This is a genomic window from Ignavibacteriota bacterium, assembly GCA_016707525.1.
In the GTDB taxonomy this organism is placed as follows: domain Bacteria; phylum Bacteroidota; class Ignavibacteria; order UBA10030; family UBA6906; genus JAGDMK01.
On record JADJHP010000001.1, the window covers coordinates 204,551 to 227,385 of the forward strand.

At 61.0% G+C, this 22,835-nt stretch carries 15 protein-coding genes and 1 pseudogene; 10 read left to right on the plus strand and 6 right to left on the minus strand.

Annotation, left to right across the window (positions count from 1 at the left end; translation table 11 throughout):
- Positions 1-22: 22 nt before the first annotated feature.
- Positions 23-637: a chalcone isomerase family protein gene (locus tag IPI01_00805; GenBank protein ID MBK7256372.1), complete on the minus strand. Its 615-nt coding sequence runs from the start codon at positions 635-637 to the stop codon at positions 23-25.
- A 144-nt stretch (positions 638-781) separates the two neighbouring features.
- Here IPI01_00805 and IPI01_00810 point away from each other — a divergent pair, with 144 nt between their 5' ends.
- The 5 genes from IPI01_00810 to IPI01_00830 all read left to right on the plus strand — a co-directional run bounded on the left by IPI01_00810 (position 782) and on the right by IPI01_00830 (position 6,165).
- Positions 782-2,053 carry an L-rhamnose isomerase gene (locus IPI01_00810; protein ID MBK7256373.1) on the plus strand — a complete coding sequence of 424 codons (1,272 nt, stop codon included), beginning with the start codon at positions 782-784 and terminating at the stop codon, positions 2,051-2,053.
- A complete protein-coding gene (locus IPI01_00815; protein MBK7256374.1) occupies positions 1,959-2,678 on the plus strand; it encodes an NUDIX hydrolase in 720 nt (239 codons plus the stop codon). The genes IPI01_00810 and IPI01_00815 overlap by 95 nt, the downstream gene beginning before the upstream one ends.
- Positions 2,679-2,923: 245 nt before the next feature.
- Positions 2,924-3,889: a hypothetical protein gene (locus tag IPI01_00820; protein MBK7256375.1), complete on the plus strand. Its 966-nt coding sequence runs from the start codon at positions 2,924-2,926 to the stop codon at positions 3,887-3,889.
- A gap of 17 nt (positions 3,890-3,906) precedes the next feature.
- Positions 3,907-5,331: a peptidase M64 gene (locus IPI01_00825; GenBank protein ID MBK7256376.1), complete on the plus strand. Its 1,425-nt coding sequence runs from the start codon at positions 3,907-3,909 to the stop codon at positions 5,329-5,331.
- A gap of 9 nt (positions 5,332-5,340) precedes the next feature.
- Positions 5,341-6,165, plus strand: coding sequence for a DUF2911 domain-containing protein (locus IPI01_00830; protein MBK7256377.1), 825 nt, complete (start codon positions 5,341-5,343; stop codon positions 6,163-6,165).
- 55 nt (positions 6,166-6,220) lie between these two features.
- Here IPI01_00830 and IPI01_00835 read toward each other — a convergent pair.
- The 4 genes and pseudogenes from IPI01_00835 to IPI01_00850 form a co-directional block, all read right to left on the minus strand.
- A pseudogene (locus tag IPI01_00835) lies at positions 6,221-7,947 on the minus strand (sodium:solute symporter).
- Between the two features lie 126 nt (positions 7,948-8,073).
- Positions 8,074-10,551: a PIG-L family deacetylase gene (locus tag IPI01_00840; GenBank protein ID MBK7256378.1), complete on the minus strand. Its 2,478-nt coding sequence runs from the start codon at positions 10,549-10,551 to the stop codon at positions 8,074-8,076.
- Between the two features lie 95 nt (positions 10,552-10,646).
- A complete protein-coding gene (locus IPI01_00845) occupies positions 10,647-11,927 on the minus strand; it encodes a hypothetical protein (GenBank protein MBK7256379.1) in 1,281 nt (426 codons plus the stop codon).
- Positions 11,924-12,385 (minus strand): hypothetical protein, encoded by a 462-nt coding sequence (locus IPI01_00850; protein ID MBK7256380.1) that lies wholly within the window; start codon positions 12,383-12,385, stop codon positions 11,924-11,926. The genes IPI01_00845 and IPI01_00850 overlap by 4 nt, the downstream gene beginning before the upstream one ends.
- Before the next feature lie 161 nt (positions 12,386-12,546).
- Here IPI01_00850 and IPI01_00855 point away from each other — a divergent pair, with 161 nt between their 5' ends.
- Together IPI01_00855 and IPI01_00860 are read left to right on the plus strand one after the other, a co-directional pair.
- Positions 12,547-12,996, plus strand: a complete 450-nt coding sequence (locus IPI01_00855) for a response regulator (GenBank protein MBK7256381.1) — start codon at positions 12,547-12,549, stop codon at positions 12,994-12,996.
- Positions 12,993-13,469 carry a YbhB/YbcL family Raf kinase inhibitor-like protein gene (locus IPI01_00860; GenBank protein MBK7256382.1) on the plus strand — a complete coding sequence of 159 codons (477 nt, stop codon included), beginning with the start codon at positions 12,993-12,995 and terminating at the stop codon, positions 13,467-13,469. The genes IPI01_00855 and IPI01_00860 overlap by 4 nt, the downstream gene beginning before the upstream one ends.
- A 24-nt stretch (positions 13,470-13,493) precedes the next feature.
- Here the strand turns inward: IPI01_00860 and IPI01_00865 are convergent, their stop codons facing one another.
- On the minus strand, positions 13,494-16,409 hold the full coding sequence (locus tag IPI01_00865) for a histidine kinase (GenBank protein ID MBK7256383.1): 2,916 nt from the start codon (positions 16,407-16,409) through the stop codon (positions 13,494-13,496).
- A 207-nt stretch (positions 16,410-16,616) separates the two neighbouring features.
- Here IPI01_00865 and IPI01_00870 point away from each other — a divergent pair, with 207 nt between their 5' ends.
- The 3 genes from IPI01_00870 to IPI01_00880 all read left to right on the plus strand — a co-directional run bounded on the left by IPI01_00870 (position 16,617) and on the right by IPI01_00880 (position 22,833).
- The gene (locus tag IPI01_00870; GenBank protein MBK7256384.1) at positions 16,617-19,157 is read left to right on the plus strand and encodes a DUF3160 domain-containing protein; all 2,541 of its coding nucleotides are present in this window, start codon (positions 16,617-16,619) and stop codon (positions 19,155-19,157) included.
- Between the two features lie 54 nt (positions 19,158-19,211).
- On the plus strand, positions 19,212-20,414 hold the full coding sequence (locus IPI01_00875; protein ID MBK7256385.1) for a 6-phosphofructokinase: 1,203 nt from the start codon (positions 19,212-19,214) through the stop codon (positions 20,412-20,414).
- Positions 20,415-20,508: 94 nt separating this feature from the next.
- Positions 20,509-22,833, plus strand: a complete 2,325-nt coding sequence (locus tag IPI01_00880) for a hypothetical protein (protein ID MBK7256386.1) — start codon at positions 20,509-20,511, stop codon at positions 22,831-22,833.
- The last annotated feature ends 2 nt before the right edge of the window (positions 22,834-22,835 follow it).

Sequence of the window (22,835 nt, forward strand, 5' to 3'; positions counted from 1 at the left end):
CCCTCCGGACATGTCGCGGGCTTCACTTCACTATGCGCCCGACAAGGTCTTCACGGTCGACGATAGAATCCTCGCCGAGCCAGATCGACCACAATGCTTTCGCGAAGGCAACACTCTTCACCGGCGGATGGGTCGTGCCCTGGGTCTGGGCGATCACGACGCCTCCCGGGAGCCACTGCAGGACGAACCGGTCGTTCTCCTTCACTTCCTTCTTGAAGTATCCGAGGAACTGTTCCACCAGCGGGGCAAGGGCTTTTGCATCAGCTTCGGACAGGTTCTCTTTGAAGCCGTCGCGGTATGCACCCTGGATCTTTTCCACGTCCACGTCGCGCACGAACTCCATCGTGATCTGCTTCGCCTTCCCGTCGGTGAGCATGGCGGCGAGCACGTTCTCTTCCGATCCCGCCTGGGGGTCTTCCGCGTAGTGGGCGATGCCGTACACCTTGAAGACCATCTTCTTGCGGACCGCGGTCCCGGTGAGGCTCAGGCTGTAGTTCTTCCCTTCGTAAGCCACGGTGACCTGGGTGGGGAAGGACTTGCCGGTGGAGGATTCCTGCACACGGTCCTGCGCAACGGTGCGGCATGGTGCGGCCATGGCCAGCAGTGTGGCGAGAAGGGCAGCGAGGGTGGTCTTCATGGGGTCTCCTGATATGATGGATGGCGAGGGTCATGGTACGGAGTTCCCGCTGGAGAAGCAACTGCGGGGGGGCTTTGCAATTGTCGTGCCCCCTTGCTACCTTACACACCGATCCATTCCCGAACCACCAATCCGGTACCGATCATGACCACCACGCCTTCGATCTCCGCCGCTTTTGCCATCGCCCGCGAACAGTATGCCGCGCTGGGTGTTGATGTGGACCAGGCCCTGAACATCCTCCGTTCGGTGTCGCTCTCGCTCCATTGTTGGCAGGGAGACGACGTGCATGGGTTCGAGCGCCATGCCGACGCGGCATCCTCCGGCGGGATCCAGGTGACCGGCGGCTACCGTGGTGCCGCGCGCACGATCGCGGAGCTCCGGGCGGATATCGCGAAGGCCGCCTCACTCATTCCCGGTGCGCACCGCCTGAACCTGCATGCGATGTACGGTGATTTCGGCGCGAAGGCGGTCGACCGCGATGCCATCGAACCGGTGCACTTCAAGAGCTGGATGGATTGGTGCCGTGACCAGAAGATGGGGCTGGATTTCAACTCGACATGCTTCGGCCATCCGCATGCCGACAGCGGGTTCACACTGAGCAGTACGGATCCGGCGATCCGCGCGTTCTGGATCGAACACGTCCGGCGATGCCGCGAGATCAGCGCCGTGATCGGCAAGACCCTCGGGACTCCGTGCGTGCACAACCTCTGGATCCCGGACGGCGCGAAGGACACCACCGTGCGCCGTTCTCTGCATCGCTCGCTCCTCCGCGATGCGCTCGATACGATCTTTGCGAAGAAGTATGATGCGGACGATATCCGCGATGCCGTGGAGAGCAAGCTGTTCGGCATCGGCAGCGAGTCGTTCGTAGTCGGCTCGCACGAGTTCTATATGGGGTACGCCATCACCAGGAAGCTGCTGATCTGTCTGGATATGGGCCACTTCCACCCGACCGAGAGCCTCGCCGACAAGATCTCATCGATGTTGCTCTTCAACGATGAACTGCTTCTGCATGTGAGCCGTGGCGTGCGGTGGGACAGCGATCACGTGGTGACGCTGAACGATGACACCACGACACTCATGGAAGAGATCGTGCGCGCCGACGCATTGAGCCGTATCCGCATCGCCCTGGATTTCTTCGATGCCAGCATGAACCGCATCGGTGCGTGGGTGCTCGGATCGCGCGCCACGCAGAAGGCGTTGCTCCGCGCCCTGCTCGAGCCGCGCGCGAAACTCGCCGCATACGAGGAAGATGGCAACTTCTTTGCGCGCATGTCGCTCCTCGAAGACCTCAAAGCCATGCCGTTCGGCGCCGTGTGGGATGCGTACTGTGCGACTGCGGGGGTTCCGACCGGAGAGGCCCTCCGTACATCGATCATGGACTACGAACGGACGGTGCTCTCTGCCCGTGGGTAAGGAACGCATCGAACCCCGATGGCTCGCCTGGGCCAGGGAGATCCAGGCCATTGCGCAGACGGGATTGACCTTTGCGACGGGGGAGTATGACCTCGTGCGGTATCGCCGGCTGATGGAACTCGCCGCGGAGATCACGGCAGACCACCTCGGGGCCGATCAGGAAGAATTGCATCAGGATTTCCTGGCGCAGCCGGGGTACGCCACCCCGAAGATCGATGTGCGCGGCGCTATCGTGCAGGATGGCAAGATCCTGCTCGTGCAGGAGAAAGTGGACGGCAACTGGTGCATGCCCGGAGGGTGGGCAGATGTGGGTGACTTCCCCTCGGACATGGTGGTGCGCGAAGTGCAGGAAGAGAGCGGCCTGATCGTCCGCCCGGAGAAGATCGTGGGTGTGTTCGACGCCAACCACACCGGCCGACCCCTGGCATTCTATCACGCGTACAAGATCGTGTTCCTCTGTGAGCTTCTCGGCGGAGAGCCGCACGGCGGCGACGAGACGCTGGATGCGCGATACTTCGCATTCGACTCCATCCCTCCGCTGTCCGGCACCCGCACCGAGCACCGGCACCTTGTGGAGATCCAGGCTCATCTCGCCGATCCGCTGAGGCCTGCAGCGTTCGATTGATCGGTGGTGCCGCCGTCCGAGTGAAAGGAGTATCATCCTGATGACCGCACTTCTGGCACTTCTTGCCGGCATGATGCTCCCGATCGGGTCCGGCTTTGATGCTCTCCTGTCCGAAGTGAAGGCCCTTCCACCCGTCCGGCCGCAATGCTGCTGTCCGTGAATTCCTGGCCACCAAACGGCTCCCGATCATCGAAGGTGACTCCGTCCTGATCTTTGTGTGGTTCGGGCATGCGGACAGCGTGTTGGTGAACGGATCACTCCAGAGCGGATGGCGGCGGCCCGAGAAGCTGGAACGGGTCCCGTGCGGTGGCGACTCGTCACTCTTCTTCAAAAGATACATTCTTCCGCCCGATGCGGCCCTGGAGTACCAGTTCGTTGTCGATGGCAGGTACGGACTCGACCCTGGCAATGTGCGCACCACGCCCGACGGCGATTTTGCCAATTCACAGGCGGTGATGCCCCGGTTCAGGCCGACGCCCTGGGCAACCGTGAACGCCGGGGTGCCGCGCGGCACGATCGATACACTCACGTTCACTCCGGCGGATACGGGGCTCGCTCCACGCCGGATGTTCGTGTACCGTCCCCGGGGATCGGCACCCGGGGGAGGGTATCCGCTTGCCATTGTTCACGACGGAGAGACCGCGCTGCGTTTTCTGTCGCTGACGACGATCGCGGACAACATGATCGCGGCGGGCGAGGTCCCGCCCTTCATTGCGGTGTTCGTTCCTGCGGTCGAGCGGGTGGCAGAATATTCCGGCATCAAAGTGCGACGCTATCTGAATGCCCTGGCGGATGAACTTGTGCCGTTCCTCGAGCGGCGCTACGGCACCTCGCATGACCCGTTCCGCAGGGCATGCATGGGCATCTCGGATGGCGGGCATTTCGCCCTGCTGGCGCCTCTTCTGCGCGGGGACGTCTTCGGCTTGTGCGCAGGCCAGTCGTCCACGATCTTCCCTGACCTGCCCGATGCCCTCGAGCAGCGGGTCCGGCAAGGACCCCTGCCGCCGGAGACACGCATCTACCAGCAGGTGGGGCGATACGATATCATCTCCGGGAAGTATCATTTCCCGGAGCAGAACAGGAAATTCGCGACGCTCCTCGCACAGACCGGCGTGCACCACCGGTTCGTGGAATCCAGCGACGGCCACGAATGGCCGGCCTGGCGGGAACGTGTTCCCGAGATCCTGCGTTTTCTCTTCAAGCCACTCTAACACTCAGGAGGTTCCGTATGCGGTTTTCCCTGCTTCTGATGGCGTGGGCCGTGCTGGGGATGACGCCGGCCGATGCCGCCGATCTCTATGCCCGGTTCTTCACGGGGTCGACCATGCGTATCGATATGCACCACACGGGGACGAAGGGTGAGGAACGGTTGGCCCTCGATCAGGTGTACGAGGAAGGTGCATGGCCGGGATCGCAGACCCAGTTGCTGGACACGCTGAACCTCGGGGAGTATTTCGTCCGGGTGTCCGACAGGGCCACGAATATGCTGATCTATTCCCGTGGCTACTCCACCATCTTCAACGAGTGGCAGACCACGGACGAGGCGGTTTCGGGCGCACACAGGACCTTTGAAGAGAGCGTGCGCCTGCCCTATCCTCGCAAGGCGGTGCAGGTGTCGGTCTCCCGGCGCGACAAGCGGATGATGTTCCATGAGATCTTCACGACGATCATCGACCCGCAGGACCCGACCCAGGTCCATCACGAAAAGAGGTCCGCCCCGTACGCCGTTCGCCCCCTGATGCAGAGCGGCGACCCGGCGAAAAAGGTGGACATCCTGATCCTGGGCGACGGCTATGCGAAGGGGGACCTGGAGAAATTCCGTAAGGACGCCGCGCACTTTTCGGAAGGGCTGTTCTCGACGAAGCCGTTCGCGGGCAGGAGGAAGGATTTCAATGTGTGGACCATGGAGGTTGTTGCCGAGGAGTCGGGCGTCGATATCCCCGACCAGAATGTCTGGAAGCGCAACCCGCTCGGCACGATGTACAATACCTTCGGTTCAGCGCGGTACTGCCTGACCACCGACAACCGTGTGTTGCGGGACATTGCCGCGGCTGCCCCGTACGATTTCATCTGCATCCTGGTCAATGACTCCCGCTATGGCGGTGGCGGGATCTTCAATCTCTATGCAACGTGCTATACGGATGAGAAGACCGCGTCGCAGCAGTGGCAGATGGACTATGTGTTCGTGCATGAATTCGGGCATTCGTTCGGCGGGCTGGGCGACGAGTATTACAACTCCTCCGTTGCCTATACCGAATTCTATCCCGCGGGTGTCGAACCCTGGGAGCCGAATGTCACCGCATTGCGCGACCCCGCGAATATCAAATGGAAGGCATTCGTGACGGCCGGGACCCCGGTCCCCACCCTGTGGGAGAAGGCCTCCTTCGACAGTGTGGAGACCCTGCGGGCCAAACTCGACCGCCTCGCTGCCGATTACTACGAAAAGCGTGAGCCGTTGTACCGTGCGTCCACCGAGATCCTCCGGACCTCGAAGTTCGTGGGGAAGGTCGGCGCGTTTGAGGGGTCCGGCTACGCCTCCACAGGTTTGTACCGCCCGGCGATCGACTGCCGGATGTTCTCACTCAAGGTCATCGATTTCGACCCCGTCTGTAGTGCGGCGATCGAACGCATGATCGATCTCTATACACGATAGGAGGGAAGTATGAAGCGGATCATTGCCGTTGTTCTTCTTGCGGTGTTCATGGTGGGATTGGCGGATGCCCAGACCACGCCGCGCGTGCCGCGGCCAAGTCAGGGTGCAATGGTGAAGCAACTCGTCGGGCTGAGCGACGTGACGGTCACATACCACCGCCCCGGCGTCAAGGGGCGTGCCATCTGGGGCAATGTGGTGAAGTACGGCGAGCCATGGCGTGCCGGTGCGAATGAGCCGACGCTTGTCACCTTCAGCGACGAAGTAACGATCGGCGGGAAGAAACTCGGTGCCGGTACGTACCGCATCGTGGTGTTCCCGGCGGAGAAGGGTGACTGGACCGTTGTCTTCAACAGTGAAGTGAAGAACTGGGGGAGCATCTACGAGGCCAAATACGACACCCTGAAGATGTCCGTGAAGCCTGAGACCGTGCCGATGACCGAATGGATGACGTTCAGCTTCGAGGATCCCACGGCCACGACGGTGACCCTGGCACTGGCCTGGGAAAAGGTCCGGCTGTCGGTCCCGGTGGAGTTCAATACACTGGCGAAGATCCAGGGTTCGCTTGGCACGTGGCAATTGCTTGCCAGTGCGGCACGGTATGCAGTGGACAACAACCTCTATCTGAACGAAGCCATGGGTTGGGCAGACCGGTCGATCGCGCTGGACCGCAATCCGCGCAACATGCAGGTGAAGGCGGAACTCCTTGCCAAGGCCGGGAAGACCGCGGACGCCATCGCTCTTGGTGAAGAAGCCATCAAGATGGCCAAGGCGAAGGATGCTGCTGCGAACACCTCGCAGCTTGATGCGTTGGTTGCGGGATGGAAAAAGAAGTAGAGAATTCAGATAGCTGATTGCTGATATCTGAATTCAGAATTGACAGAGGGGCTCCTCAGATCACGGGGGTCCCAGGTATCGTCTTAGTCCTTTGGCGATGTCGTCGGCTGGCGGCCAGGGTCACCAGGAACGCAACGCCGACCACCACCGCACAGCCGATCACGTTGTACCAGAGCCACGCAATGTCCGTCCACACGAAACACGCGATCACAACGGCTTCTCCTGCCACCGCCCCCCAGAAGGTGCCCGAGCCACCCACGCGACCCGCATAGAAGGCGAGGAGGAATATGCCGAGCATGGTCCCATAGAAGAGCGAACCGAGAATGTTCACCGCCTCGATGAGCGACCCGAGGGAGCTTGCATACTGCGCGAAGATGATGCCGTAGATCCCCCAGAGCGCCATGAAGATGCGGGACGCCTTCAGATAATGCGACTCCGGCATCTTTTTCCTGAAGAACCGGCGGTACAGATCGATGATCGAGATCGTTGCCAGTGCGCTCAGTTCGCCGGATGATGAGGAGAGGGACGCGGCGAAAATGCATGCGAACACGAGACCGACCAGCCCCGCGGGCAGATACGTGAGTACGAAATGCAGGAAGATGTAGTTCGTATCCGAGCCGTCGGAGCCGGGGACGTGCTCGCGGATCAGGGTGGCTGCATTCGTACGGATGGCGTTGATGGAATCCTGCGCCGCCATAAGGTGCGCGCGGGCATTGGTGCGTGACGCAGATGGGCCACCATGCGATGCCTCGACCAACTCGTGCGCTGCCTCGCGGCGCGAGGCGGCAGTGGATGCGTGGCGCTGCTCGAGCGCGCGGTACGCCGCTCCGGCCTCCCCCGAGCGGGCGGATGCGGCCGCCGCGGGGTGGAAGAACATCGGCGGTTCGGCGAAGACGAAGAACACATAGACCATCACGCCGAGCAGCAGCATGAAGAACTGCATGGGGATCTTGGCGATCCCGTTGAAGAGGAGGGCCAGCCGGCTCTGGGTGACGCTTCTGCCCGTGAGGTAGCGCTGCACCTGTGACTGGTCCGTGCCGAAATATGCCAGTGCCACGAACATCCCCCGATGAGGCCGGACCAGAGATTGTACCTGTTCGTGAGGTCGAAGGAGAGGTCGACCGTATTCAGCCGGCCCCCCGCCCCTGCCACGGTCAGTGCATCGACGATACCGATCTCCGGCGGGAGGAGCCGGACGACCATCCATGCCGCGGCCAGCATGCCGCCCATGATGACGAGCAGTTGCACCACATGGGTATGGTTGATGGCCTTCACGCCGCCGGTGGCGGCAACGAGAATGATGATCCCTCCGATGATGCCCGAGGTGACGCGGATGTCCAATCCGAGCATGACCGAGAGGACCAGCGACGGGGCATAGATCGTCATGCCGGCCGCGAGTCCGCGGGAGAGGAGAAACAGGAGTGTGCCCGTGATGCGCATGCGTGCGTCAAAGCGATGCTCGAGGTACTCGTATGCGCTGAACACGCCGAGCCGGTGGAACCTGGGCACCGCGGTGATGGAGAGGATGACCATCGCCAGGGGAAGGCCGAAGTAGAACTGCAGGAACCGCATGCCATCCACGAACGCTTGTCCGGGAGTGGACGTGAAGGTGATCGCGCTTGCCTGGGTCGCCATGATCGAGAGCGCAACCGTCATCCACCCGAGCGAGCGGTCCGCGAGCAGGAACTCCTTGATGGATGTGCTCCCGCGTCCCCGCCAGAAGCCATATCCGGCAAGGGTGACCAGTGTGCCCGTGAGGATGATCCAATCGGCCGTGGTCATGAGAAGGCCCGCGAAAACAGCCATGATCCGACGATCACGGCCAGAAGGATGGCGATCACGGCCGCATAGAGACGGGGCCACGTGCCGCCGATCGGCGGTGGTGTGTCTTCCGTGTCTGTGTTCCTGTTACCGGCCACGGCGGAGCGAGAGGATATTGGCGAAGAGCCTGTACGCTCCCTCGACCCCGGCAGGGAGTTGTCTGAAGAATGCGATCCCGGTGTAGACATAGTATCCCTTACCGATGGGCGCAACGAGAAGGCCGCCGTTGCGATCGGGTTCGCCCCGGTCATGGGCGGCAAGGATGCTGTCATACCGTGCATCCCATGCACTGGCGAAGGAAAGGCCACGCTCCTGCACCCATCCGTCGAAGTCCGCTCCGGTGATCCGGTTGGGCGTGGTCAGGACGGGATGGCGCGGCGCAAGGAACTTCACGTGCGCATCTTCTTCGGACACACGATCGCGTGAGACCGTCAGAGGATAAGGGCCGATGTTCTCCGCTTCACCACGCTGGGGGGTCATGTACTGCACGACGTACGTCCCACCTTGCTCGGCGTAGCGAATGAACCGCGTATGCTGCCGGCGAAGAGCCGCACGCGTATTGTACGCGCGGATCCCCGCAATGATGACATCAAAGCCGCTCAGGTCGGCACTGGCGATCTGCTCATCAGAAAGGGCGGTCACGACATAGCCGAGCTGCTCGATCGCCGGAGGCATGTCGTCGCCCGCCCCCATGATGTATGCCGCGCGTCCCCCGGCACTCAGGATCTGCGTTCGGAGGAGTGTCACGCGTGCCGGCGTCAGGAGGACCTGGCGTGGGATGTGGCGGTAGGTGATTGTCGTCATGCCCGACGTGACGGTCGCCCCCGGGAGGTCAAGCGCCACCGTCACGTGTCCGCTTTTCGCGTCCGGTCCCGGAACGATCGTGAATGCGAACGTGGTGTCACCCGTCGTGGCACCGAGAGCGACGGGTATGGATGATGGGGTTGCACGCCACGCGGGCGGGAGCAGCAGACGGAGCGTGCCCCGGAGTGCCGCATTGCCAGGGCGCACGGAAACGTGCAGGGTGCGTTCCTGCTGTGAGGGGAAGAGGAGAACCTCTTCCGCGGGGCGAATGCTTGCCGGGGGCACGATCGCGAACGGGTCGTAGATCTCACCCTCCACAGGGTCGACCGATCTCGTCATGAGCGGCACATCGAGCCTCAGAATGCCTGCGGGATGCTCGAGTTCAACAGAGGCGATGCAGGGCTCCGGGCCGGTGGGGAGTCCCACAGGATCGCCGGGGCCGGTACGATAGAACCCTGGCGATTGAGGTTGGCGAAGCCAGTACTGTTGCGATGGCGGCTGCGTGGCCGGTATGAAGATGTCCGCGGGAATACGCACAGATCTGTTCGCGGTGAGTGGAATGTTCACGATGCTGTCGTGATCCCTGAACGGGAGGCGAATGCTTCTTACCCGGAAGGGATCGGTGGAGCGGTTGACCGCAAGGATGGTACCGGGGACCGCGGAGCCGGGCGCCGATTGTGCAGCCGGTGTCGTGAACTCCACCCAGAAGCCCGCACACGATTGGATAAGCGCGGCAGTCTGGGCGCGCTTGAAGCGCACCGACGGCCCGTCGGGCAATGACCCGAGCGCATGGGAGAGACGGAGGAGGTCCGGGATGCAGGCCGCGGGGTTGTCGACGGTGAATGAGGTTCGTGCACGCTCTGCGAGTTCTGCACACACGCCCCCGTCATCAACGCGCTGCCAGCCCGTGACGATGCCATCGAAAATATCGTTCGAAGCCGTATCGCCTTTCACCACCTGAAAATGATTCACCACTTCACCGCGGTTCTGCGATGCACCGAATCCCTGGCTCTTGTGCATGCTGCGTCCGAGTCCTGCGAGCTCCGCGAACGAACGGCCGATGAGCGGCGCATACGTACCAAGGTCGATCCGGACGGTACCTGACGGGAGGATGCTGTCGGGCCGGAACACATTCCAGAAGAGCCGGCGGGCCTTCCATGGCTTCAGGCTGTGCAATTGTTCGGGAAACCGCGTGGGGTCTCCCGCGGCATCGAACGCCTCCATGGCCAGCACTGCCGATGCAGTATGATTGCCATGTCCGCCGAGTGTGGGCGTGAAGCGTGTCACGATCACGTCCGGCTGGAACATGCGGATGACCCGAACGACATCGGCGAGCGTGGAGTCGTGGTTCCAGAATTGCATTGTCTCTTCGGTGCTCTTCGAATAGCCAAAATCCACCGCGCGCGTGAAGTACTGACCGGCGCCGTCCACGGAGCGTGCTGCAAGGAGTTCCTGTGTGCGGATGACCCCGAGGGCGGCGCCCTGTTCAGGTCCGATCAGATTCTGGCCACCCTCGCCGCGGGTGATGGAAAGGTAGGCGGTACGCATGCCGCGGCCTTTGGCCATTGCCGCGAGGAACGCCGTATTCTCATCGTCAGGGTGTGCGGCGATGTAGAAAACAGACCCGAGGGTCTGGAGATGATCGAGCGCGAGGCGGATCTCCGAGGACGTGCGGGCCCTGGCATACTGGGGACGTGCGGCGGAGGGGAGGAGGAGGACAGCACACAGTAAGGACAGGGCGATCAGCAGCGGTCTTCTCATGCTTCGGTCTTCCGTGATGGTACCGGAACGGCACTGCCGTCGCTCCTCCGCCTGATGGACGAGCGGAAAGGAAAGACGGCAGTGTGATGATCGTATCAGGCTGCTGGCGGAGGGGTCGGCGGCGGACCGGCCGGGCGACGTTTCCTTGCGAGCAGCCACCAGAGCACCGCGGCGACGGCGGCGATGATCCCGATGTAGAACAGATAGCGCGTATCCATGGCAGGGGGGGTCAATCCGTTCACCAGCGCATCGAGGGATGCGTATTCATCCTTACCGAGCATGCTTTCGCGCATGAGGGCCGCTTTCCACTCGCGGTCGATGCGCGCCTTCCATACATTCTCGGTGAACGTCCGCGGGTCTGCCTCGCTGGACTGGAGTTCCTGGATGTACGTGCGCATCGATGCAGAGAAACCCTGGGCGTCCGAGAACGGTGCGATCGGAATGTCCTGGCCCGTGAACTCTTTCAGGAGGGCACTCCAGAACGTCTTCTGGAGCGACGCATGCCACTCGATGACAAGCGAATCCACCTGGCCCGTTGGTGCGACATGGCCGGCCGGAAGTCCTTTGACACCTGCGCCGGAGGGAGCGACGGACGTGGTACCTGCAGCCGCTTCGACCCGCGACACGGCGAGGATCTTGTCGCTGAGTCCGAGCCACCGCGAACTGAACTGCTGGTAGTTGTCGATGAGGCTTGCGAAGTCGCCTGCCTGGAACTCTGTCGCCTTCAGGAACCGGAGGTTGTCCGATGCCATACCGTGCACACGCGCGAGGATGTTCGCTTTCTCGATGCGAGCGTTGAGCGAGGTGCGTTGTACATCGCCGACCTGTGCGAGGTCCTTGCCGTACGGCATGAACATGGAGTCGACCAGCGCGAACAGGAGCTGGTCATTCACCTTGAGATGCGCCTGGAGCTTCCGGATGGTCTCCCGCATCGCTGACAAGCTGCTGCGGTTCTGCTGCAATTCGAGGAACAGGACGTCGCGTTCACGCTGAAGCGTATCGAGCGAGAACGTCAGTGCGGAGATCGTGCCTTCCATCTGGGCGATCTGGGCACCCTGGGTCTCCATCACATGCAGCATGTCATAGGTGCGTGCATATTGCAGCCGGAGGGCTTTCATCTTCTGCGCGAAGGTGACGGGATACAGTGCCTTGTCGAGGAAGGCCGTGCGTGGCGTGAAATCCAGTTCCAGGCCGTCGATGACACGCTTGAGGGTATCGAGTTCGCCGGTGTTCGTTGCGCCGTCCAGAAAACGGGTGAGCCGGTCGTAGCGCGACTCGAAGTCCTTCTTGGTGGCAAAGTCCGATTCCTGCGAGGACGTGATGCCGGGAAGCATGCAGAGAAGGGCAAGGAGCAGAGCGGTGAGGGAACGCGTCATCGTGGCTTCTCCTGCAAGAAGTCGGAATGCGTGAGGTATTTGGGTGGCGCGGAGCCGTCGAGCAATTCAATGAACGGCGGGCGCTGGTTGAGAGCCGGCTGGTTCAGTCCTGATTCGGCGACCAGGATCGAGGTCACTCCTTCGAAGGCTCCCTCGGCAGCGCGGAAGACATAGACCTTCTTGAAGTGCGGTCCGGTGATGAAATAGTACCCCAGGGCATTGCGGATCACGCGGAGAGCCTTCCCGCGCAGGGCGGCGGAGTCCTGGAACTCTGCCTGTGCGAGAGGGGAGACGTTCACGGCGAATGCGTAGCGCCCTTCTTCGATCATGTTCATGCTGTTGACGGTGAGGACGGCCTCCACCGGCCAGGAGAAATTCGCGTTCTCGAGGGTGACCGTGGAACACGCCGGGAGCACCAGGAGCAGGACAAAGGCGGACAACTGACCACATGTGCGCATGGGAAGGGTGCTCTCCTCATCGGGAAAATGGATTGGGGGATGGTTGAAGGTACTACAATTCAGAGGTCGATGCAAGCTTGTGTTGCATTATTGGGGTGATTCGCGTATCTTCGATGAGAACCCCTGCCTCACCGGTGTACCCCAACGACCCATCGGGCCCTATGTCAAAGACCAACAAGACCGACGCCAAGAAGTCTGTCCTCATCGTTGAAGACAGCATCGATTTTTCGAACCTCCTGAAGTTCATCGTCGAGGACGATGGGTTCGACGGCATCCAGTTTCCCGTGCAGCAGGAAGATATCATCAGCGCGGTGAAGGAACATCACCCGGCGGTCATCCTCATGGACCTTGCCCTGCGCCGGAAGGGCGGCATTGATTATATCAATGACCTGAAGGGTGACCCTGATACGAAGGATGTGCCGATCATCATCATTTCGGGCCGCGAACTCGGGCAGAAGGATATCATCGAGTTGCAGATGAAGGGCGTGCGGTACCTGCGTAAGGGCCGCGTTGAGATGCATGAGATCCGTCGTGAGATCCGCACTGCCGCGCTCGGCAAGGAAGCTGCTGCCGCCATGGCAAAGAACCCGCCGCCCGGTAACCACGCATGAAGATCTTCTGTCCGGCCTTGCTGAGCGGGAAATTCTTTCCGACCAAATGCGCCAACCGTGGCGTGAGGGGTGGGCAGAATATTTCGCCGCCGCTCATCTGGACCGAGATCCCCGACGGAGTGAAGTCCTTTGCCGTTTCTGTCATCGATCGTCATCCCGCCGCGAATGAATGGGTACACTGGTTCGTCGTGAACATTCCGCCGATCGCGCGCGAACTCAACGAGCGGGCATCGAACAACGGGACAGAGATGCCCGGCGGAAGTCTGGAGCTGCGGAACTCGTTCGGGAAGCAAGGATGGGGCGGACCTGAGCCACCCCGGGGCAGCGGCGCGCATCCCTATGAATGCACCGTGTACGCGCTTTCGGTGGACGACCTCGAACTCGGGCCCTTCGCGACGCTTCAGGAAACCATGAAGGCCATCACCCCACGGCTCATCGCCAGCGCAAGTCTCACCGGGTACTTCGAGCAGTGACTCTCCGACGTCTCTCCTGATGCCTCAGCCCTGTGTGGGTTTGAGGATCACACCTTTATTCTTGTGCCCGTTGATCTTCACCGTGATCGGTTGATCGAACCGCAGGTGGCGTGTGTAGACGAGTTCTTCGGCCGCCGGTTGGTGCTGGAGCCAATCCCAATCGATGAACGAAGAGGGGACGTCGCTGTTCACCGTGAAATACCCGACCCGGAACGACGTGATGTTCTGGAAGAAGTGTGAGCCCTGCGACGGGGTGACGTGAAAGTCCTTGAAGCCCGACTCCACAATGACCGATGCCCCGGAGATCTGGTCCCATGTCACAGGGATCCCGAGCCATGGGTCAAGGCTTCCCCAGCGCCCGACCCCGATGACCAGATACGGACGCTTCTCGTTGAGGAGTTTCGTGTTGACGCGACTGATCTCCTGCGCGACGTCGTGGCTTTTCGCGCGATCGTACGTATGGATGTTCACCACCACGACGTCTCTGATGCCATCGAACACACCGTTGCCGAGGACCTGCTGGCTCTGGCAGATCAGATGCTCCGGCGGGATGTTCTCCACATCCAGTTCTTCCATCTCGAGGCTGAGGACCAGCGGACGGATCTGCAACAGCGCGAACTCGCGCGGCCGGTCAGGACGCGTCCTCATATTCACCGCGAACTCCACCTCGACGTGCGTCCCCATGCCCCAGGTCCCGAACTCCAACAACAGTTCGAGGATCTCGGGGAGCGGAAAGATCTTGTGCTTCAGGATGGGGGCGAAGGTCACGACGCGTCTGCCGGAGCGTGAGACGCCGTCGTACACGGTCTCGTTCTCCGGCGAATATGTCGAACCCACATGGAACAGGCTCTCATCCTCTTCCGCCTTCTTCAGGTCGTACTTCTTGATGAAGATGTCCGGGTCGGATGGAATGCGTGTCGTCAGCCCTTCGGTGAGATCGAGCGCGAGGAATTCCTGCTGGGCGTTCCGGATCGTCTCTTTGGTGGAGAAGAACTGCAGGAGGTGGCGCGGATACTTCGGGCAAAAACGCACGGAGTTGCCGCCGTCGACCACCGTCTTCCCGAGCCCGAGTGCCACCTGGACGATGCCATCGGTGGCGTTCTGCGGCGGGACGGGGTAGAAATTGTACGACTTTGCCACGCCGGCAAAGTCCGGATAGAAGCGGTCGTTCCTCGCCGAGCCGACCATGCGTTGGACGATCACCGCCATCTTCTCTTCTTCGAGACGGTAGGCAGTGGCCTTCATGTAGTCCTTTGCCCGCTGGGCGAAGGTCGATGCGTACACGAGCTTGATGCTCTGGAGGAGTTCGAGCAGCCGGATCTTGTGGTCCGGATTGTTGTTCGGCAGCATGTATGTCGCGTACACGCCGGCGAACGGCTGGTACTGCGAGTCCTCCAGAACGCTCGACGAGCGGACGGCGAGCGGCTCCCGGACCAGTTCCAGGAATTCCGACAGCCGGCGGAGGATGTCCTGGGGGAAGTGGGGAGCGGTAAGGAAGCGCTCATGCAGCTCGGCATCATCGCGGCAATTGAGCGCGAACGCTTCGAGATTGTTGTCCGCCAGGAAACGGTCGAAGACATCCGTCGCGATCACGGCCGCTCCAGGGACGCCGATCTCTACCCCGGGGAAATAGTCGCGGATGTGATACCGGTTGATGACGGTATTGATGAACCCCAGGCCCCGGGCCTTGCCGCCCAGCGAGCCGCCGCCGATGCGCGCGAATCCGTTGATCGGATCGAAGGTCTCGCGGTTGAATTCCGTGATCACCCCGTGACGCCGGCTTTCCTGGTATTCCCGGAGGGCGTTCAGCAGTTCGTTCCGCAATTCGTCCACCGAAGAGAAATCGGTGACCTTGTGCGGCCGTAACTTGTGCGCAAGTCCGAATTCGGTTCGCGCTTTCAGCCAGTTTGAGAAATGATTGTGCGACGCATGATACAGGATCGATTCGTCGGGTGCGGACCGGAGCCCTTCCTCCAGGGTCTTCATGTTCGTTGCGCGGCAGACCTCGTCGCCATTCGCCGTCCGGAAGATGAAATCGCCGAACCCGAAATTGTCCAGCATGAAATTGCGCAGATGGTGCAGGAGCCGCGGCGAACCTTTCAGCAGGAATCCGGCCCCGATCTCACGGGCTTTTGACTCGTACTCAGCATTGCTGGACTGGACCAGGATCGAGATGTCCGTGTGATGTGTGCGGACGTTGCGGGCGAACGTGATCCCTGCCTCCGGGTCTTTGACGCCACCCCGTTTGAAGTTCACGTCGGTGATGATGCCCAGGATGAACTGCTCGTATTTCTCGTAGTTCGCCCATGCTTCCTCATAGGTGGTGCAGAGGAGGATCTTCGGGCGGGCGCGCATGCGCAGGAAACGATGGGTGAGGTTCACGCCCTCCGAGATCAGCCGCTGGGACTGGTTCAGGATCTCAGTATAAATGAGGGGGAGGTACATCGAGTAGAACTGGACGCTGTCCTCCACGAGGATGATCGCCTGGACCCCGACCGCACGCGTGTCGTTGTCCACGTTCAGCCGGTCCTCAAGGTACTTGATGATGCCGATCAGGAGGCGGTAGTCGCCCTGCCAGAGGAAGATCTTCTCGAAGATGGAGGTGTCGTAACTGGTGACAAGCTCCTTCCGCTCTTTATTGTCATAGGCCAGGAGCACGATCGGGGTGTCGATCCCTGCCTCACGGATCATCCGGGCGAACCGGATGACGTGAATGTCCTCGATGTGCAGGGTGGTGATGATCAGATCGAAATGTTCCCCGGAAGTGATCAGCTCCATGGCCTCTTTGCCGGAGCTGACATGGGTGACCTCGGGGGGGTGGCTCAGGTTGAGGACCTGGAATTCCTCACGAATGAGCTCATAAAGTCGCCCATCCTCCTCGAACAGGTACTGGTCGTACAGACTGGAAACAAGGAGGATATCGCGGATCTTGTACCGCATCAGCTTCTGAAAATCCTGAATGCGGGCGTCCGTGATCTCGTCGATGCGGAGCCGGGAGCGGGTCGTCATGCGGTCACTGTCGGTGCGCGAAAGTGTGAAAGTGAAGGCAAAATACGTCAAATGCCCCTGACCCGCAAGCCAGAGCATATTGATTTTGTGCAAAACGGTGGGTATTTTGAAATGATTGACCTCCCTTAGGTGGACTCCATGAACCATTTCCGGATCGTGGTTGCGGTGACACTGGCGCTGGCGACATCGGCGACGTGTGTCCTGGCGCAGGGCGGCGGATCTTTCGATCTGTCGGCCTATGAGGCGTTTCTACTGAAGACGACGAACCTGTCGGCAGCCGGGCTTGCCGCCACGTACCCGCCCGGGACATTCATTCAGCGCGTGCCGCACCGTCCATCGGAGGCCTCCTTTTTCAAGAGCGTGGATTCTACCTATCAACTGACCGGCACGGAGCTCGCTCTTCTGGCGGACCATGGGTTCATGGTCTCCGAGCGCCTTCGGCGCAAGACCTTTGGCGGCGCATATCTCGAGATCTATCACGCCGATCTTCCGGTCTATGTCTCAGCCGATGCAGTCCTGCATGCATTCCATATGTCGTATGATGCCATGCTGCAGGATGTGGAGTCGGCGGTCCTCATGCCGGCGCTGGATGACCTCCTGAGCCGTCTGTGTGCCAAACTTCCGGTCCTCGCAACTCAGTACCAGAACGTCCCCGGGATGCTCGAACCGCTGCAGGACATGGACCTCTATCTTACGGTCCCGCGGAAGCTTCGTGGGCAGAACGTGACACCGTACTTCCAGGCGAATGTTCCAAGACTTGCAGCGATCGAAGCGGCCGTTGCAGCAGAGCTCCCTGCATCGATGGCGATCTTTGGAGAGACCCCGCGTGATGTGGATTTCAGCCAGTTCACGGTGCGTGGACATTACACCATCGAGCCCGAGTTCCAGAATTATTTCAAGGCGATGATCTGGCTCGGCCGCACAGAATTCTACATGCAATCGCCGGAGGGGGCGATGGTGGCCCAGACGCCGAATGACATCCGGCGGCAGATCATCGCGTCGGTACTCATTGCGCAAGCCACCAACGATTCGTCCGTGCAGCCTCTCATGGACAGGATGGAGACGATCCTCCGGACCTTCGTTGGCGATCAGGATAATATCACGCCGGCGCTCATGGTGTCCTATGTGGCGGAATCGGGGATCAGATCCCCGGAAGATCTTACGGATTCCGTGAAGTGGGTGGCATTCCAGAAGGGGTTGTTGGAACGGTCGTTCGCGGCACAGAGGATCAATTCGCAGATCCTGTGGTCACACACGCTCTCTCCGGGGAAGATGCTTCCCGCTGCGTCGTTCCTTTTGCTGGGCCAGAGGTTCATCGTCGATTCCTACGTCACCTCAAAGGTGGTCTTCAACCAGATCGAAGCCAGACGCATGCTGCCTTCAAGCCTCGATGTCCTCTTCGCCATCGGGAATGACGCTGCAGCGACGTTGCTGGGGCCGGAGCTGGAGACCTACCACTACGCACCGGAACTTGCAGCCCTTCGTTACCTTATCGATGGCTATGAGCCCGCATACTGGGACAGCACCCTCTACAACTGCTGGTTGAATGCGATCCGGGCTCTGTCGCCTCCGCGCGAGCGGCAGGCATTGCCCCCATTCATGCAAACGGCGGCATGGTGGCAGAAGGGGATGAATACCCAGCTTGCAGCATGGGCCCAACTCCGGCACGACAATCTCCTGTACGCAAAGCAATCGTACAGTGGCGGCGTCATCTGTTCGTATCCCGAAAGCTATTGCGAGCCGGTTCCAGCGTTCTTCAATGCGATGAAGGCGATGGCTGCGTCGGGCACGCGCATGTTTTCTTCCGGAGTGCTGGCGGCCGGAGTTCCCCGCGCGAAGACGTACTTCTCCACCATGTCCGCGGTGATGGACACGCTGGAGGGCATTGCGGAAAAGCAGGTGGCGGGAACCGCCCGTACCGATCAGGAGCGCGCCTTCCTTCGCAGGATGATCAACATCAACGGGGCAGGCTGCGTGCCGGTGCCCAATGGCTGGTATCCGGCTCTCTACTACAACGGTCAGGAAACGCTGGAAGACGAGGACCTCGTGGTGGCAGATATTCACACCGTGCCGACGGATGCCGGTGGTGTGCCTGTCGGGTGGGTCAAGCACGTCGGGACCGGCCCGGTGAACATCGGCGTGGTGATCGCGCCGTGTTCCGATGGCACCCCGACCGCATTCGTGGGAGCGATGGCCAGTTACTATGAACACACCACGGTGAATTTCACGCGCCTCACCGACGAAGAGTGGAAGACGCAGCTCCTGGCCGGTGCGTTTCAGCGGCCGTCGTGGGTGAACCTCTATCTTGCTGACAGCACGGGAGGATCGCGCGGTGAGGGGCCGACGTTGCTCACAGGCGTCGGCTTCCCGGACCGGGCGCTGGTCCCCCCTGTCTCGTACGTGCTTGGCCAGAATTACCCGAACCCGTTCAATCCATCGACGGTGATCTCGTTCGCCGTCCCTCCCGGTGCGGGGAACGAGACCGTGTCCCTCACGATCTATGATGTCCGTGGTGCCCGCGTGCGGCAGCTTCTTGCGACCCCGCTGTCAGCAGGGAGCTATGCGGTGCGGTGGGATGGTCTCTCCGACAACGGGGGGCGGATGGCTTCCGGTCCGTTCTTCTACGAACTGCGTGCGGGAGGATTCACCGCCACGCGGTCCATGCTTTTGCTTCGCTAACATCAGAACACAACATCACATAGATACATAGTACATTCTCAAGGAGTTTTCGCAATGGCAAACATCAAGAAGATCAAAGGCGTCATCGGTATTCTCACGGGTGGTGGCGACGTGCCCGGACTCAATCCGGCGATCCGCGCCGTCACGATCCGCGCCCTGCGCGAGGGCTATCAGGTCATCGGCCTCCGCCGCGGCTGGGCCGGTATCACCGAGCTCGTGCGCGAGAAGGATTATGACAACTCGGACAATTTCCGCATCCTCACCGAGGACATCGTGAACCGTGCCGGCCGTACGGGCGGCACCTTTCTGCACACCTCGCGCACCCGCCCGAGCCACATGAAGAAGTCGGCGGTGCCCAAGCACCTGCAGGACAAGTACAGCGCCGATACGAACGACCTCACGCCGGAAGTGATGACGAACCTTTCGTGGCTCGGGATCGAGACCTTGATCCCCATTGGCGGCGACGACACGTTGAGCTACGGGGTGCGGCTGTACAAAGATGGCATGAAGGTCGTGGCGATCCCGAAGACCATGGACAATGACGTGCCGGGCACGGATTACTGTGTCGGGTTCAGCACCTGCGTCACCCGTACGATCCAGATGACCAACAACCTGCGCACCTCGGCCGGCTCGCACGAGCGCTTTCTGGTCCTCGAGGTGTTCGGCCGCTATGCCGGTTTCACCGCGATGGTGCCGACGATGGCCGGTGCGGCGCACCGCTGCGTGATCCCCGAGCATAAGTTCAACATCGAGCAGCTTGCGGAGTTGTTGACGCACGACCGCCGGAACAATCCGAGCCGCTATTCGGTCGTCCTGGTATCGGAAGGCTCCATGTTCGAAGGTGGCGAGATGATGTTCGAGAAGGAGACCACGGATGCGTATGGCCACAAGAAGCTGGGTGGTATCGGTGATCTCGTGTCCGAGAATCTGAAAGACCTTTCTGCCAAGTACAACGGCGGCAAGTCGGTCAACACCATCGCACAGCGGTTGGGATATCTGGTCCGCGGTGGCGATCCGGATGCCATCGACTCGATCGTCCCGATGGCCTACGGCAATCTGGCCCTCGACCTGATCCTGAAGGGTGTTCATGGCCGCCTCGTGGTGCTCAAGAACGGCAGATATGACAACATGCCGCTCGATGTCGTGACGAGCACGAAGAAGCTCGTGAACGTTGCTGAACACTACAATGTCGAGCGTTTGCGCCCGCACTACAAGAGCTTCGAGATGAAGCCGATGTTCCTCACGACGGGTGAATAAGACGGGCCGTATCTGCGGCACTTCCTTCATGCTCCGGACCTCCCGCTGAGCGGGACGGTCCGGAGTCCGTTTTTCAACCGGCGGAGATCCTGCTATGCGCGTCCCCCGATGGTTCCCGTTCTTCTCATTCTTCCTGTTCCTTTCCCTGTGCGTGACGATTGCCGGCGCACAGGACCGTGCGATCACGCGGGCGGAGTATCTCGCCTATGCGGAAGCTGCGGCCAACGATGCCTGGTCGACACTCGATGCCGACAGGGAGAAGTGGCGGCAGAGCATCGATGTGCAGTATGTCTTCGGATACAACCCCCCGGGGAACGAGCCGTACCTCGCGGCACTGTATGCGAACCTGTTCGAGGCGACCGGAAAGCGCGACTATCTCGATCGTGCGAAGCGTCTGCTCCTGGAGTTCGGCTCCTTCCGCGCGGCATATCCTGCCGGATATGCGCAAACGCGCGAGGAGTACGGGGGGGTCATTCCCGCGGTGCCCAACATCTTCTATTTCGGGAAGTACTGTCACGCGTACGCCGTCCTCCAGAAGCATGGAACGCTGTCGGCAGCGGAGCGCGCGGTGATCGATGAGAACATCGCCGGGAGTGCGGACTATCTCGTACGCTTCCAGGAATGGGGCGCGATGAACCGTGCCATGTTGCGTGCCGAAGGCCTTCTCTATGCGGCCAAGGTCGTTCCGCACCACCCGCATCAACCCCACTGGCTGACCATGGGGAACGCGATCGCGGGGGACAACGACGGACAGTGGGAGATCGAAGATGCGACCGGCTATAACGGGGTATGGTTGTACTCGCTGCTCGCGTATCTGAGCGACATCCGTGGCGATGAGCGGGCATACCGGATGCCGGTGATGCAGTACTATTTCGAATACTACCTGCAGTTGATCAGCCCGGCGGGCGTCATCCCTGATGTCGGCGATGCACAATGGAGGAGCGGGTGGGACCGCATGTTGCCGTTCTTTGAAAAGGGAGCTGCGGTCAACAAGGACCCGCGCCTGCGCTGGGCGGTGGCGCGGCAGATCCGGGGATTGGTGGACTTCAAAGCGCCCAAGAAGAGCGTGTTCATGGCCCTGATCTTCTCGGATGCGATGCGGTGGGCGGATTTCTCGCTCCCCGCCGAGCCGCCGGTGAGCGGCAGCCGCGAGGTCCTGGAGGACATGGTCGGGAAGAAGGTCGTCTTCCGGAATGGGTGGACGAAGAACAGCACCTACCTTCTTCTCAACTACCGTGATGAAGGTGACGGAGGATGGCTCTTCCGTGAGAACCTCCGGACCAGCATCCCCGTGGAAGAAGAGAAAATGCATCACGGCCATTCCGATGAGAACAGCATCGCGCTGCTCATGCGGAACAACACCATTCTCCTGCATGATGGTGGGTATCGGGACTACATGCCCAGCGGGCCGTACGGCGCCTTCCGGGCAGACTATTTCCACAACCGTGTGGTCGTGCGGGACGGGAAGATCGCGCTCGGACAGAAGCAGGGTGAGCACCGCTATGCAACGCCCGGCCAGGCGGCGGTGCCCGGACAGACCATGCTGGATTTCTTCCGCAACTCGGGCGCATACCGTGATGTGCGTACAAAGAAGATCGATTTCCTTTCGCTGCGGGACGTGGACTACTCCCGCACGCGTCTCACCGACGATAACCTGGGATACGAGGGCGACCGCATCATCTTCTATGTGAAGGCCCTCGATTGCTTCGTTGTCGTTGATGCCGTCCGCTTCACGCGTCAGACCTATCTGACCATGGCGAATCTCTGGCACACGCGGCAGATCCTGGCGCGGGGCGAAGGGTGGTATGATACCGCGTACGATTCACTTCAGACGCTGGACGTGCGCGGGAATGACAGGTTGTTGATCTACTTCCCCGAGCGCGAGCACCTCCAGGAAGGCGTCGAGGAACAAATGCGGTACTGGCAGCGCGAACAGTCGATCTATCAGCTGACCGGCCGGCATGGGTACCGCAACGACATGCAGCGCTTCATCACCGTCTTGATGCCGCACAGCGCTTCCGAAAAGCCCGAAGCTCTTGCTGCCCGGGTGCGCATCCTCCCGACCGATGATCCCGACAAGGCGGTATGCCTGAGCATCACCAGAGGCGACACGAGCTGGGTCCTGGGTGCCAAGCTGGACCTCGAGTCCGAACTGGTGCATTCATGGCGCCGGCCGATGTATTCGTACGAGTCCGGCAAGTGCGGTTACGGTGACTATACAACGGATGCCTTCACGCTGTGTGCTGTCGAGACGCCGAAGGCCATCCGGTATGCCGTTGTCGGCGCCGTGCGCGTGGAACACCGTGGCAAGGTCCTCTATGAACAGCTTCCGGTCCAGGCCACGCTGCGTTTCGATGGCGGGCCCGATACCATCGGCACGATGAAGATGCGCTTCTGGGAAGGAGAGGTACAGCGATGAGC